At 69.9% G+C, this 14037-nt stretch carries 13 protein-coding genes and 1 tRNA gene; 5 read left to right on the plus strand and 9 right to left on the minus strand.

All coding sequences use genetic code 11. The features are described 5' to 3' along the window. The first annotated feature begins 30 nt into the window (after positions 1 to 30). From AC6CQV_RS14665 to AC6CQV_RS14675, 3 genes are read left to right on the plus strand one after another with little or no spacing between them, the layout of a single operon-like run. On the plus strand, positions 31 to 969 hold the full coding sequence (locus AC6CQV_RS14665) for a class E sortase (protein WP_498259857.1): 939 nt from the start codon (positions 31 to 33) through the stop codon (positions 967 to 969). After that, positions 969 to 1127, plus strand: a complete 159-nt coding sequence (locus AC6CQV_RS14670; RefSeq protein WP_223848761.1) for a hypothetical protein — start codon at positions 969 to 971, stop codon at positions 1125 to 1127. Before AC6CQV_RS14665 ends, AC6CQV_RS14670 begins: the two co-directional genes overlap by 1 nt. Further along, complete coding sequence (locus tag AC6CQV_RS14675) at positions 1120 to 1755, plus strand: anthranilate synthase component II (RefSeq protein ID WP_240191141.1); 636 nt, start codon at positions 1120 to 1122, stop codon at positions 1753 to 1755. Before AC6CQV_RS14670 ends, AC6CQV_RS14675 begins: the two co-directional genes overlap by 8 nt. Positions 1756 to 1771: 16 nt before the next feature. Here the strand turns inward: AC6CQV_RS14675 and pknB are convergent, their stop codons facing one another. From pknB to AC6CQV_RS14710, 7 genes are all read right to left on the minus strand, one after another. Then, positions 1772 to 3475, minus strand: a complete 1704-nt coding sequence (gene pknB / locus AC6CQV_RS14680; protein WP_060959610.1) for a Stk1 family PASTA domain-containing Ser/Thr kinase — start codon at positions 3473 to 3475, stop codon at positions 1772 to 1774. 87 nt (positions 3476 to 3562) lie between these two features. Beyond that, complete coding sequence (locus AC6CQV_RS14685) at positions 3563 to 5287, minus strand: serine/threonine protein kinase (RefSeq protein ID WP_498259858.1); 1725 nt, start codon at positions 5285 to 5287, stop codon at positions 3563 to 3565. Beyond that, positions 5284 to 6744 (minus strand): peptidoglycan D,D-transpeptidase FtsI family protein, encoded by a 1461-nt coding sequence (locus tag AC6CQV_RS14690; protein WP_060959612.1) that lies wholly within the window; start codon positions 6742 to 6744, stop codon positions 5284 to 5286. The genes AC6CQV_RS14685 and AC6CQV_RS14690 overlap by 4 nt, the downstream gene beginning before the upstream one ends. Further along, positions 6741 to 8132 carry an FtsW/RodA/SpoVE family cell cycle protein gene (locus AC6CQV_RS14695; RefSeq protein ID WP_060959613.1) on the minus strand — a complete coding sequence of 464 codons (1392 nt, stop codon included), beginning with the start codon at positions 8130 to 8132 and terminating at the stop codon, positions 6741 to 6743. Before AC6CQV_RS14695 ends, AC6CQV_RS14690 begins: the two co-directional genes overlap by 4 nt. Then, positions 8129 to 9367, minus strand: a complete 1239-nt coding sequence (locus AC6CQV_RS14700) for a PP2C family protein-serine/threonine phosphatase (protein WP_060959614.1) — start codon at positions 9365 to 9367, stop codon at positions 8129 to 8131. The genes AC6CQV_RS14695 and AC6CQV_RS14700 overlap by 4 nt, the downstream gene beginning before the upstream one ends. A gap of 10 nt (positions 9368 to 9377) precedes the next feature. Continuing rightward, the gene (locus tag AC6CQV_RS14705) at positions 9378 to 9920 is read right to left on the minus strand and encodes an FHA domain-containing protein FhaB/FipA (RefSeq protein ID WP_101307093.1); all 543 of its coding nucleotides are present in this window, start codon (positions 9918 to 9920) and stop codon (positions 9378 to 9380) included. After that, on the minus strand, positions 9917 to 10648 hold the full coding sequence (locus AC6CQV_RS14710; RefSeq protein WP_060959616.1) for an FHA domain-containing protein: 732 nt from the start codon (positions 10646 to 10648) through the stop codon (positions 9917 to 9919). Before AC6CQV_RS14710 ends, AC6CQV_RS14705 begins: the two co-directional genes overlap by 4 nt. Positions 10649 to 10912: 264 nt before the next feature. Between AC6CQV_RS14710 and AC6CQV_RS14715 the strand changes: the two genes are divergently transcribed. After that, a tRNA-Leu gene (locus AC6CQV_RS14715) sits at positions 10913 to 10999 on the plus strand. Positions 11000 to 11136: 137 nt separating this feature from the next. Here the strand turns inward: AC6CQV_RS14715 and AC6CQV_RS14720 are convergent. Both AC6CQV_RS14720 and AC6CQV_RS14725 read right to left on the minus strand, forming a co-directional pair. Then, positions 11137 to 11844 (minus strand): GntR family transcriptional regulator, encoded by a 708-nt coding sequence (locus tag AC6CQV_RS14720; protein ID WP_101307091.1) that lies wholly within the window; start codon positions 11842 to 11844, stop codon positions 11137 to 11139. 193 nt (positions 11845 to 12037) lie between these two features. After that, the gene (locus AC6CQV_RS14725; protein WP_492491228.1) at positions 12038 to 12712 is read right to left on the minus strand and encodes a GntR family transcriptional regulator; all 675 of its coding nucleotides are present in this window, start codon (positions 12710 to 12712) and stop codon (positions 12038 to 12040) included. Between the two features lie 61 nt (positions 12713 to 12773). Here AC6CQV_RS14725 and AC6CQV_RS14730 point away from each other — a divergent pair, with 61 nt between their 5' ends. Beyond that, on the plus strand, positions 12774 to 13982 hold the full coding sequence (locus AC6CQV_RS14730) for an MFS transporter (protein WP_492491229.1): 1209 nt from the start codon (positions 12774 to 12776) through the stop codon (positions 13980 to 13982). Positions 13983 to 14037 lie beyond the last annotated feature (55 nt).

Here is a 14037-nt window from a genome sequence, read left to right on the forward strand (position 1 = left end):
CCCTCAGCCATGCTGTGCGAGAATCACACCGTGAACGAGGGTATGGGCGACGACGGGCCCCGGGTCGCCGGCCCGGGTGAGCACACGTCGCGTCGCGCGCGCCGACTCGCCGCACAGGACGGTGCGGGCGGTCCGTCGACCCCCTCGTCCGCGGATGCCGCCACCTCCGCCGCACCCGCCGCGGAGGCTCCCGCGACCCCCGTCGTGACCCCCGCGCGTCCGCGACGGCGCGCGTCCTTCCTGGGCGTGCTCGGCGAGTTGCTGATCACGGCCGGTGTCGTCGCCCTCCTGTACGTCGCCTGGCAGATGTGGATCGGCGACCTGATCATCGGCTCGCAGAAGCACAACGAGGCCAGCGCGCTGTCGCAGAGCTGGCTGCAGCAGCCGAGCGACGACCCGACGGCATCCGGCTCGCCCAGCGCGACACCGAGCGCGTCTCCGAGCGAGACGGGTGATCCGGTCGTGCCCGTCCTGGCCCAGCAGGACTACGGCCAGCAGTTCGGCGTGATGTTCATCCCTCGTTTCGGTCCGAACTGGCAGTTCACGGTCGCCGCCGGAACGGGTCGTCGCGACATCCTCGACGCGGGCGAGATCGGTCACTACACCGACACCGCCATGCCGGGCGAGGTCGGCAACACCGTCTACGCGGCGCACCGCTGGACCTCCGGTGCCCCGTTCGACCCGATCGACAAGCTCGTCATCGGCGACGCGATCGTGATCCAGACGCCCGACGGCTGGTACACCTACCGCTTCCGCACGCTGGAGTACGTGCAGGACACCCAGGTCGAGGTCCTCCTCCCCGTGCCGCAGCAGGTCGGTCTGGCGGCGAACGGCCGCTACCTCACGCTGACCAGCTGCGCCCCCAAGCTCAACATGCTCGAGCGCATCATCGCCTACGCGGTGTTCGAGAGCTTCACCCCGACCGCCGCGGGTGCCCCCGCCTCACTGACTCAGGGAGTGACCGCCTGATGTATGCCGCTCTGTGGCGCGTCCTGCCCGGCCCGGCCTGGGTGCGGGTGCTCATCCTCCTCGTCCTGCTGGCCGCCGTGCTCTATGGCCTGTTCTGGTATGTGTTCCCCTGGGTCGGTCAGTTCATCAACCCGCAGGAGGCCACCGTCGGTGGCTGATCGCGCGCGCGTGCTGGTCGTGGACAATCACGACAGCTTCGTGCACACGCTCGTGGGCTACCTGCACGAGCTCGGCGCCGACACCGACATGGTCGAAGCGGATGCCGTCGCCGACCCGGTCCGCACGATCGGAGCGTTCGCCGGCGTGCTGGTCTCCCCCGGTCCGGGACGTCCCGAGGACGCGGGGTCGTCGGTCGCCGTCGTCCGCGCCGCCGCTGCCGCCGGCATCCCTCTGCTCGGTGTCTGCCTGGGGCACCAAGCCCTCGCGGTCGCCTTCGGGGCGACCGTGGCGGAGGCGCCCGAACTGCGCCACGGCACCACCTCGCACGTGCGGCATCGCGGGGACGTCCCCTTCACGGGACTGCCGTCACCGTTCACGGCGACCCGGTACCACTCGCTCGCTGTGAGGCGGGACACGCTCCCGGAGGAGCTCGACGTCACGGCCGAGACGGCGTCGGGGGTGGTGATGGGACTCGCCCACCGCCACCTGCCGCTGTGGGGGGTGCAGTTCCACCCGGAGGCGGTGCTCACCGAGGGCGGCTACCTGCTGCTCGGAAACTGGCTCGAACGGGTGGGCGTGCCCGGCGCGGCGGCGCGCGGTGCGCGACTGCACCCGCTTCGGGGCTGAGCCCGCGCGCGGCCGGTCAGGTGCCGGAGCAGACCCGCAGTTCCACCGTGGAGTGGATGGGGACGTCTCCCGGCGGCAGCGACTGTCCGGCGACGATCGGCGTGCCGGGGTTGGCGGGGCACGACGGATCCTCGACGACGGTCGGCGTGAGCTTCAGGCCGTCCGACTCGAGTTCGCGTGTCGCGGCCTCCACCGTGTAGCCGACCAGATTCACCAGCGCGACCTTGCCGCTGGCCACCGTGAGGTTGACGCGTGTGCCGACGGGCACCTGCGCGCCCTCGGTCTGGTCGGCCGACATCACGATGCCCTGCGCCAGATCGGGGTCGCTGCGGGTCGTGACCGCGCCCAGCTGCAGGCCCGCCGTCTTCAGAGCGGCCTCGGCCTGCGTGGACGACAGACCGGTGAGCGCGGGCACGGCGCTGGTCTGCTGGCCCGTCGACACGTAGACGGTGATCGACTGACCCGGTGCGACCGTGGTGCCCGCGCCCGGATCGGTGCGGATGACGTTGCCTTCCGTGATCTGGTCGCTGCTCTGGTCGACGCGCCGCGGCTGCAGATCCTGGGCCGTGAGGGTCTCGCTCGCGCGGTCCCACGACATGTCGGTGACGTCCTCGACGATGCGGGAGTTCTGGGGCACGGGCGTGCCCGGGCGACTGGTCATCACCCAGATCAGCACGGAGATCAGGACGACCGCCAGCACGGCGACGCCCGCCCAGATCCAGGCCGCGGGCGGGCCGGCCTGCGTGCGTCTCATCGTCGTGTCCGCGGTCAGCTGCCGGAGCGACCGCGCGGTCTCGGCCGCCTGCCGCGGGTTGGCGCCGTAGAGCTCGCTGGTGAGCGCCCCCACCTGCTTCTTCGTGGGTGCGCGCCCCTCGAGGGTCGCGTCGAGCGCCTGTCGGAAGGAGGCCGCGTCCTGGTAGCGCTGGAACGGATCCTTGGCGAGAGCACGCAGGGCCACGGCATCCACCGAGCGGGGGATCGCGTCGACGAGCTCCGAGGGAGCCAGCGGCGTCTCGCTGACGTGCTGGTACGCCACGGCGACGGGCGACTCGCCGCGGAACGGCTGACGGCCGGTGAGGAGCTCGTACAGGACGATGCCGGCCGAGTAGAGGTCGGCCCGAGCATCGACCGGCTCGCCCTTCGCCTGCTCCGGTGAGAGGTAGGCGGCGGTCCCGATGATCGCGGTCGTCTCGGCGACCGTCGAGGAGGAGTCGGACACGGCGCGGGCGATGCCGAAGTCCATCACCTTGACCTGGCCGGCCGCGGTGATCATGACGTTGCCCGGCTTGATGTCGCGGTGCACGACGCCCGCACGGTGCGAATACTCGAGGGCCTCCAGGATGCCGTCCACGTAGCGGATGGCATCGGGGACCGCGACACCGCCGTCGGTGACCAGGTCTTTCAGCAGGGTGCCCTCGACGAGCTCCATGACGATGTACGGAACCTGGTGCGCCGTGCCGTCGGGGTCGGTCTCGGTGTCCTCTCCGGCGTCGTAGACGCGGACGATCGCCGGGTGCGACATCCTCGAGGCGGACTGCGCCTCGAGCCGGAAACGGGTGCGGAAGGCGTTGTCGTCGGCGAGCTCGCGCTTGAGGACCTTGATCGCGACCTGGCGGCCGAGGGTCAGATCCTGTCCACGGTAGACGCTCGCCATCCCACCGCGGCCGATGAGCTCATCGACGCGGTACCGCTCGGACAGCACACGCTGCTCTCCCGACACTTCTCTCCCCTGGGCTGACTCACCGCCAGCCTAATCGAACCCTGCTGAACGCCTCCTGGGGCGCCCCCGTCCCAGGAGGCTCGCCACTCAGGGCGCCGGAGTTCCCGTCGACGTGCTCGCCGTGGGGATCTGCGCCTGGCCCTCCTGCGAGGAGCCGCTCTCGCGGTCGCCGCACTGCGCGGTGTATTTCACCAGAATGAGTGATCCCGGCTGCACGTCCTTGTCGGCGGTCACCTGCAGGCTGCGCGGTGCGGTCGGCGACTGGTAGCTCGTGCTGTCGTTGGCGTTGAAGGTGCCGTTGATCACCGTGAAGTTGTACGCCGTGACCGACGATCCGGCCGGGCAGCTGAAGGCCTCCCACGTCACCGTGAACGTCTGCGACCCCTTGGGATCGTTCGTCACGGTCGGCGCCGTAGGCGTGCCGATCGGCGACATCTCGTCGTAGAAGGTCACCGTGATGATGCTGCCGGTGGGGACATCGCCGCGCGTCGGGTTGGTCTGGTAGATCTTGCCGACCTCGGCATCGGTCGGAGCGGCGGAGCCGCGTTCGCACGTGATCTGGACGTCGTTCGCGGTGGCGATGGACTGCGCCTCGTCACACGTCTTGCCGATCAGTCCGAGGCTGTCGATCGACACCGTCGTCTTGCTCGGCGTCGGCGTGGGAGTCGTGGGTGTGCGGGAGGCCGTCGTCGACGTGGTCGTCGGGGTCGGCGTCGGCTGCCCGCCCTGGTTGGCGAACAGTGCGAACAGCGTGCCGCCGAGGACGATCAGCAGCAGCGCGATGAGCGCGACGAGCGGCCACGTCCACGGGCTGCGCTTCTTCTTCGGCTCCTCGGCGGGCGCTGCCGCGTCCGCCGCCGAACCCAGCGCGGCGGCGGTCGGCAGGATGCGGGTCGCCTCCTGGGTCGCCATCCCCGGAGTGAGCAGCTTGGTGACGTCGTCGAGCGCCATCGCTCCCGCGATCGCGGGGACGATCGCCACCGCCCCGGCGACGTCGCCGCGACGCAGCGCCGTGGCGGCCCGGGCGACCGCCGACGCGGTGGCCGGCCGGTCTTCGGGCTTCTTGGCGATCATGCTCATGACGAAGTTGCGCACCGGCTCGGCGATGGTGGCCGGCAACGGAGGCGGAGCGTCGTTGATCTGCGCCATGGCGATGGCGACCTGCGACTCACCGGTGAAGGGGCGCTTGCCCGCCAGGCACTCGTAGGCGACGATGCCCAGCGAGTAGATGTCCGTCGCCGGGGATGCCGGGTGACCCGACGCCTGCTCGGGCGACAGGTACTGGACCGTGCCCATCACCTGTCCGGTCGCCGTCAGGGGCACCTGGTCCGCGATGCGCGCGATGCCGAAGTCGGTGATCTTCACACGCCCGTCGGGCGTGATCAGGAGGTTGCCGGGCTTGATGTCGCGGTGGACGAGGCCGGCCGCGTGGGCGGCCTGCAGGGCGGCAGCGGTCTGCGCGACGATGTCGAGCGTCTTGTCGGTCGACAGCGACCCTTCGCGCTCCAGGATCGTCGACAGCGCCTCGCCGGGCACGAGCTCCATCACGAGGAAGGCCGAGCCGTTCTCCTCGCCGTAGTCGAAGACACTGGCGATGCCCTCGTGGTTGACGAGCGCCGCGTGGCGGGCCTCGGCACGGAAACGCTCCAGGAAGCCCGGGTCGCCCATGTACTCGTCTTTGAGGATCTTGATCGCGACGGTGCGTCCGATCACATGGTCGGTGGCCTCCCAGACCTCGCCCATGCCGCCGATCGCGATCCGCGAGTCCAGCTCGTAGCGTCCACCGAAGCTCACACCCTGTGTCGGTCTCATCTGCTCAGCACCGCCTCCATGACTTTCTTCGCGATTGGAGCCGCGATCCCGTTGCTCGTGCCGGACTGCCCGAGACCTCCGCCGTTCTCCACCATGACGGCGACGACCACCTTCGGATCCTGCGCCGGGGCGAAGCCCGTGAACCAGAGCGTGTACGGATCCGAAGCCCCGTGCTCTGCCGTCCCGGTCTTCCCGGCCACATCGACCCCGTCTATTGTTGCACCGCTGGCAGCGCCGTCACGGACATTCGAGATCATCAGCGAGGTCATCGTCGCGGCATCCGTCGTGCTGAGCGCGCGGCCCAGCTCGGTGTCGGCGAAGCTCTCCTGCACCGTCAGATCCGGAGCCACGACGCGGTCGACCATGCGGGGCTTCATCACGACCCCGTCGTTGGCGATACCGGCCGCGACCATCGCCATCTGCAGCGGCGTCGCCGTGACGTCGCCCTGGCCGAAACCGCTGAGCGCGACCTGCGCATCGCTGAGCTTCGAGGTCGGGTAGACCGATCCCGTGACCGCGAGGGGGATGTCGAGATCGGCGCCGTTGAACCCGAACTTCTCCGCCTCGGCGCGCAGCGCGTCCTGGCCGAGGGCGACGGCGAGCTGGGCCATCGGGATGTTGCAGCTCAGCCGCAGCGCGGTGGCGATGGTGACCTGGTCGCCCGGTCCACACGTGTTGCCGTCGAAGTTGCGGATGGAGGTCGAGGTGCCGGGCAAGGTGTAGGTCGCCGGGTTCGGGAAGGTCGAATCCGGAGTGAACTTCCCGGACGACAGGGCAGCCGACACGACGACGAGCTTGAACGTCGAGCCGGGCGGGTTGAGGGTGCCGATCGTGCGGTTCTCCAGCGGGTTGACCGCCGCGCTGAGCAGCTCGTCGTACGTCGTGTTGACCTGCTTGGCGTTGTGCACCGCCATCGCGTTGGTGTCATAGCTCGGGCTGGTCACCATCGCCAGGATGCGTCCGGTCGTGGGGTCCATCGCCACGACCGCGCCCTGATAGCTGCCGAGGGCGTCGAAGGCGGCCTTCTGGATGGTCGGGTCGAGGGTGAGCAGCACGTTGGACCCGCGGGCGGGCTGACCCGTGATCACCCGCTCGACGCGGGACAGGAACTGCGAGCTCGCGGTGCCGGACAGCTCCTTGTTCATGGACTGCTCGAGACCCGTCAGGGAGTTCAGCAGCGGGTTCATGTAGCCGGTGACCGGCGCCCACATCTGCGGATCGACGTACTGGCGCTGCCACGCGTACACGTCGTCGCTGGGCACGGAGTCGGCGATCACGGTGTCGCCCGCGATGATCGACCCGCGCTGCACCTCGAAGGCGTCGTACAGGGCGCGCTTGTTGCGCGGGTTCTCGCCGAGGTCGCCGGCCTGCACGACCTGGATCCAGCTGGTCGCGCCGAACAGGGCGATGAACATCGCCAGCATGATGAACGACAGCCGTCGCAGTTCGCGGGTCATCCGATCACCACCCGGGGTCGGGAGCGCACGGCATCCGAGATCCGCAACAGCAGCGCGACGATGATCCAGTTGGCCACGAGCGAGGAGCCGCCGGCCGCGAGGAACGGGGTCGTCAGACCCGTCAGCGGGATCAGGCGGGTCACGCCGCCGACCATGATGAACACCTGCAGGGCGATCGTGAACGACAGGCCCGTCGCGAGGAGCTTGCCGAAGTCGTCCTGTCCGGCGATGCCGATGCGGATGCCGCGGCTCGCGAAGACCATGTACAGGCAGAGGATCGCGAAGACGCCGATCAGGCCCAGCTCCTCGCCGAGGCTGGGGAAGATGTAGTCGCTCTGCGACAGCGGCGTCAGGCCGGGGCGTCCGCGACCGAGTCCCGTCCCGAGCAGGCCGCCCTCGGAGAGTCCGAAGATGCCGCTGACCAGCTGGTAGCTGCCGCCGTCGCGATCGATGACGGCGGGGTTGAAGGCGTCGAGCCAGTTCTGGAAGCGCCAGCCGACGTACGTCAGCACCTGCGAGGCGATGATCGCCCCGCCGACGGCGAGGAGCACGCCGAGCACCGCCCAGCTGGTCTTGCCGGTCGCCACGTAGATCATGGCGATGAACATGCCGAACATCAGCAGACCGGTGCCGAGGTCGCGCTGGAAGACGATGATCGCCATCGAGGCGAGCCAGATCAGCAGCAGCGGACCGAGCTCGCGGGCGCGTGGCCAGGTCATCCCGAGGAAGCGGGTGCCGACTGAGCTCAGCGCCTCGCGGGTGCGCACCAGGTAGCCGGCGAAGAAGATCGCGAGCGCGATCTTGGCGAGCTCGCCCGGCTGGAACGAGAAGATGCCGCCGATCGAGATCCAGACGTCGGCGTTGGCGTCGGTGCCGAGGCCCGGGATGAACGGCAGCACGAGCAGGAGGATGCCGGCGAAGCCGAACACGTACGTGTAGCGGAACAGCACGCGGTAGTTCTTGAGGAAGACGACGATCGCGACGGCTGCCGCCGTGGCGATCGCGAGCCAGACGAGCTGGCGCGTGGACAGGGCGTCCCAGCCGGTGCTCTGATCCTCGATGTCGATGCGGTAGATCATGGCGAGCCCGAGTCCCGACAGCACGGTCGCGATCGGGACGACGAAGGGATCGGCCTGCGACGCCTTGAAACGCAGCACGATGTGCAGCCCCAGGACGAGGACCGTCAGCGCGCCGCAGTAGTAGAGGAACGTCCAGTCGATGTGGCCGAGCGCGCCCAGCTGCACGAGTGCGATGGCGGCGCCGTTGATCGCGAACGCGAACAGCAGCAGGCCCAGCTCGCGATTGCGCTGCGTCTGCGGCACGCGGAGTCTCCGCAACGCCTTGACGACCGTCGTATCGGTCTGGACGGTGTCGGTCGACGCGCTCATCGCTCATCCTCCACGGTGGTGCGCAGCGTGTCGACGATCTGCTCCGCGTCGGACAGCGACCGCGCGGAGATGGTCGAGGTGACCGCGAGCCGCTGGTAGAACGGCAGGTCCTTCAGCATGATGCCGGTGTCCTCGTAGACCGAGGAGAGCGAGAGCGGACCGAGATCCTGCTGGATGCCGCGGAAGATGACGACGGTGTCGGTGTCGGCGCCCACGAAGTACCGCGTCTGGGTCCAGCTGTAGGCGCCCAGCGCCGCCGCCGCGAGCGCGAGGAGGATCGTCAGCAGCCCGACCACCCACCACACGCGTCGACGGCGGGCGCGGCGCCGATCCTCCTCGATGAGCTCCTCGAGGAACTCGGCGGCGGGCTCGAAGTGCGTCGGTTCGTTCGCGGCCTGCCGCGCCGAGTGCAGCCAGCTGGTGCGACCGGGTCGGGCGGCCGGGACCTCGACGCCCTGCGGGTTGGATGCCGAGCCGACGATGGTGGCGGTCCCGCTGAACATGGGGTGGCTGCCGCCCACGTCGACGATGACGACCGTGACGTTGTCGGGAGCCCCGCCGTCGAGGGCCTGCTTGAGCAGGAGGTCGGCCGTGCGCCCCGGAGGGTAGTGGTGGCCCAGCACCTTGCTCGTGTGGGCGTCGTCGACGACCCCGGACAGACCGTCGGAGCACAGCAGCCAGCGGTCGCCGGGCTGCGTCGGCATGATGAAGGTGTCGACCTCGGGGTCGGGGTCCATGTCGCCGAGCACGCGCATGAGCACCGACCGGCGGGGGTGGTAGCGCGCTTCCTCGGGGGTGATGCGACCCGAGTCGACGAGGCGCTGCACGAAGGTGTGGTCCGTCGTGATCTGGGTGAGCGCGTCGTCGCGGTACAGGTAGATGCGGGAGTCGCCGATGTGGGCGATGACGGCGTAGTCGTCGACCATGATGAGGCCGCTGACCGTCGTCCCCATGCCGGCGAGCTCGGGCCGACGCGCCACGGTGTCGATGAGCACGGCCGCCGTGGAGGAGATCGCCTCCTGAAGGGCCTGTTCGGCCTCACCGGTGGACCCGTAGGGGTGGTCGAGCTCCTTCAGACGGTGGACGGCGATGCTCGAGGCGACATCCCCGCCGGCGTGGCCGCCCATGCCGTCGGCCACGACGAAGAGGTTCGAGCCGGCGTAGCCCGAGTCCTGATTGTTGGAGCGCACCTTCCCCGTATGGGAGATGGCGACGCTCGATCCCTCGAACACCATGAGCCGCGGGCTACTTCCTCAGCTCGAACGTCGTCGCGCCGACCTTGATCGGTGCGCCCACGCGCACGGGCACCGGGGTGCTCACGCGTGCGCCGTCGTGCCAGGTGCCGTTGGTGGAGTCGAGGTCCTGGATCATCCACTGGTCGCCCCACAGCAGCAGGCGGGCGTGATGGCTGGACGTGTAGTCGTCGCGGATGACGAGCCCCGACTCGCTGGAGCGGCCGATCGTGAGGGCCTCGGAGCCGAGGGGGAGTTCGAGGCCGGCCTTCGGTCCGCTCGTGATGACGATGCGTGACACGGCGTCGCGGGTCGCCTTCTGCGGCCCGCTCGGTGTGGGCGCCGCCGCGGGGGCGGCGGGGGCGATGGGCGCCGTGGCGGCCTGCGCGGGAGCGGATGCCGCCGCCGGGGCGAGCCCCGCGGCCGCCGGCTCGGGGAGCTTTCGAACCTTCACGCCGAAGAGGTCGGCGCGCAAGGAGTAGACGACGGCGAACACGAAGAACCACAGCAGGATCAGGAATCCGATCTGCAGCAGCAGGAGGGTCAACTCGCTCACGCGGATCCTCCGAATCCAAAGGCGCGGGTCGCGTCGGCGGCAGAGGTGGTGGGGCGGGGAGGCGTCGCCTGTGCGACGACGCGGAAGACGATGTCGGTGCGTCCGATCGTGATCACCGAGTCGGGCGGCAGCGGGGCCTCCGCGATCTTGGTTCCGTTCAGCTGCGTGCCGTTGGTGGAGCCCATGTCGCGGACCATCGCGCGCTCGCCGTCCCAGAGGATCTCGACGTGGCGGCGGCTGGTGCCGGCATCCGGGATGGTGATGTCGGCGTCGCTGCCGCGCCCGATGACGGTGCGCCCCTTCGCGAGGGGGTGCTGCGCTCCGGCGATCTCCACGACGCCGCGCCACGCGACCTGGCCGGCGGCCGTCTGGGATGCCACGCGCAGCGTCCCCGTCGACAGCGTCGGATCCGCGGTGAGCGAGATGGTCACGGGTCCCGCGAACGTGAAGCCCTGTGCCTTCGCGTGCGCATCGACGAGCGTGTGCAGCTCGGAGTCGAGCGCGCTGCCCAGGGACAGCATGCGCTCGGCATCCGCCGGCGACATGCGCACCTCGAACGTGTTGGGGGCCAGGATGCGGTCGCGGCTGACGACGGCAGCCTTCGCATCGAGCTCGCTGCGCAGGGCGGCCGCGATCTCGACGGGCTGAATGCCGCTACGGAAGGACTTCGCGAACGCGCTGTTCACTGCGCGCTCGAGTCCCTTCTCGAAGCTGTCCAGTAGTCCCACAGGGCTCCTCAGGATCGCCGACCGGTGCGTACATGCTAGTTGCACAGGCTGAGCGCACGCGGAACGTGCGATGTCGGGCGTCGCGTTTCGACTCGCTGCGCTCGCTCAACGCCCGGGGGCCCCGCCCGCGTGCCCCGTGCGTTGAGCGAGGCGCGCAGCGCCGCCCGTGCGTTGAGCGAGGCGCGCAGCGCCGAGTCGAAACGCCTCCCGTCTCGTGATATCCTCGGGAAGTTGAGTCCGTGAGATCTTCGGATGTCGCGGCTCGCGCGAGTGGCGGAATAGGCAGACGCGCTGGCTTCAGGTGCCAGTGCCCGAAAGGGCGTGGGGGTTCAACTCCCCCCTCGCGCACCACAGGAAGACGACGGAGATCAGCCCGGCTGTGCCGGTGGTGATCTCGTCTCCTACGGTGCGATGCAAAAGGTCACCCTCCGGGGTGGCCTTTTCTGCTGTTCACGGTCTTCGAAGACTTCAGGGTGTGCGAAGGTCACTCACTCGGCTGAGTCGACATTCGGCCCTCGCTGGTCACCCCGTTCACGATTGGCCGGCGCGGCGCCGGGCGTCACGCCGTAGAGCGTCCGGATGGCCTGTTCCGCGCCGACCGCGTCGCGCGCGGCGATGCGGTCGCGCAGCCGCTGCCAGTTCTCGCGGCGCGGTGCCGGTCTTGCGACGACGCCCGACCACCCCCGGAGGTTGCGTTGCACCACGATCGAGGTCTCGCGGATGATCGTGAGGAAGACCCCGTTGCCGGTCGCCCGCGTGGCGAGGAGCCCCAAAGCGGATGCCGCGGCGAAGACCGCTGCCGGCTCGCCCGCGTCGATGCCCGCGAGGGCGGCGTCGACGGTGCCGACGATGTCGGCGAGGTCCTCGTCCGAGCACCGGGAGACGGCCAGGTTCACTGCGTTGCCCAGGAAGTACGCGGCGAACTCGCCGGTGTCGCGGCGGAGCGCATCGTCGGGAGCGGTGACCCGGGTGTAGCGGCCGACGGCGATCTCGACGAGCCCGAAGCGCTCCAGTCGCTGCAGCGCCTCACGCACGGGCGTCCGGGACACGCCGAGCTGCCGCGCGAGCTCGACGTCGCGGAGCCGATGGCCCGGAGGGAACGTGCCGTCGGCGATCGCCGCACCGATGCGGGCGTAGATCTCGTCGCTCAGGATCATCCCGCTGGTGAGTTCGATGGGAGAAAGGGTGTCACTCATCTGCATCGAATGGTACGTCGCGCGCAGACGCTGCGACAGGTCGGATCTCTCCGTAGGCGGCGCCGCCCAGGATCGCAGGGGGCGCCGACCAGAGAATGACGCCGTCGCGACGCTGGGGGGTCGTGATCCGCGTTTTCGCCGTGAGCGACGTCAGGATGCGTGGTGTCGGCCACGCCGGCAGGGAGCCGGCCGCTCATCTCGTCACCGCGGACTCCACGATCGACAGGCCGTGTCCGCGCAGACGCCCTCGCTCCGCGGACAGAACGGCGAGCACACGGTCGCGCGTCCCGCGTCCGTGTGCGATGACGAGTTCACGTGCCCGCTCGGGATCCCGTGCCGCGATCGCCGCGACGATCTCTCGGTGTTCGGCTCGCGCCTGCGCGCGCGACGCCGCGCTGCGCACCTCGAGCCACCGGGTTCGGCTGAGGCGCAGGAGCGCCCCGGACACCGCATCCACGAGGAACGGATTGCGCGACAGGCGTGCGAGCGCGATGTGGAAGTCGCTGCCGTCACGCAGCACGGTGTCGGCATCGTCGTGTGTGCCGCTCTCGTCGAGGAGGGCGGCGAAGCTGTCGAGCTCCGCCTCATCAGCGCGCTCTACGGCGAGAGTCACAACGGCGACCTCGGCCGCCTCACGAAACTCCATCACCGCCCGGATCTCGCTGAGGTCGATCGGGGCCACGCGCCAGCTGCGCCCATCCCGCACGGTGAGCCCTTCGTTCTCGAGGCGCATCAGGGCGGCGCGGATGGGTGTGCGCGACGCACCGAGGAGCGATTCGAGGCCGCGTTCGCTCAATCCTTCACCCGGCAACAGGTCGAGTGACAGGACGGCGGCGCGGAGGCGGTCGTAGGGGGCGGGCGGGGTCACGGCTACTCTCCTGGTGTACCAGACTGGTATACCAGCACTCTATCCGACAAAGGACGCCGCGATGCTGATCACGAGGACTTCCACGGCCGCGCCCGCGCGTGCTTGGCTAATGCTGACGCTGGGCGTGTTGGCTCAGGCGGCGGGCACCTTGTTGGTGTCGACGCCGGCTTACCTGATCCCGCTCCTGCACAGCGAACGCGGCCTTCCGCTGACGCAGGCAGGCCTGCTCGCATCGGCACCCACCTTCGGTATGGTGTGCACTCTGGTGGCGTGGGGCGTCCTCACCGATCGGTACGGGGAGCGCGAGATCATCGTCGCGGGGCTCGTGCTCACCGCGGCGGCCTCCTTCGCGGCGGCCGCCGTGAGCGACGACGGCTACCTGCTGCTCGGCGTCCTGCTCGCCTTCGGCGGCGCGGCGTCGGCCAGCGCGAACGCCGCGAGCGGTCGCGTCGTGATCGGATGGTTCCCTGCCCGGCGCCGAGGCCTCGCGATGGGGATCCGGCAGATGTCCCAGCCGCTCGGGGTGGCGGTGGCCGCGCTGATCGTGCCCCCGCTGGCGATGCGCGGGCTCGCGGCGCCGATGGTAGTCACGGGGGTGATCACGGGGGTGCTCGTCGTGCTGTGCGCATGGGGGATCCGCAATCCGCCGCGACCGGCGCGCGGATCCGGACCCGTGGATGCCGCGGTCAGCCCGTACCGCGCGAACGACTTCCTGGTCCGCATCCACGTGGCATCCGCGCTGCTGGTCGTGCCGCAGTTCGCGCTTTCGATCTTCGGCATGGTGTGGCTCGTGGCAGCGATGGGATGGGGCGCGGCCGAGGCGGGTGCCCTCGTCGCGGTCTCGCAGTTCGTCGGCGCTGGTGGCCGAATCCTGGTCGGTCATCTCAGCGACCGCGTCGGCACCCGTGTCGGCGTACTGCGATGGGTGGCGGGCGCGGGGGTGCTGGTCATGGTCGCCCTCGCCGTGGCCGGCGCCATGCGCTTCGACCCGCTGGTCGTTGTGCTGTACCTCGTCGCCTCGACGGTTTCGGTCGCCGACAACGGCCTCGCCTACACGTCGGTCGCCGAGGCGGCCGGGCCCTTCTGGTCGGGTCGTGCCCTCGGTATCCAGAACACGGGACAGTTCCTCGCCGCCTCCGCCGTCGGTCCGTTCGTCGGTGCACTGATCGCCGCCGTCGGCTATCCCGTCGCCTTCGGACTGATCGGAGTCACGCCGCTGATGGCGCTCATGGTCACCCCGCGGCGGGACGGTGCGTCCGGGTCGATGTAGCGCAGGGCCCTGAAGGGAAACAGTTCTTCTCCTTTGCGATAACCAAAGAAAATTG

Source organism: Microbacterium sp. EG9 (assembly GCF_059759475.1).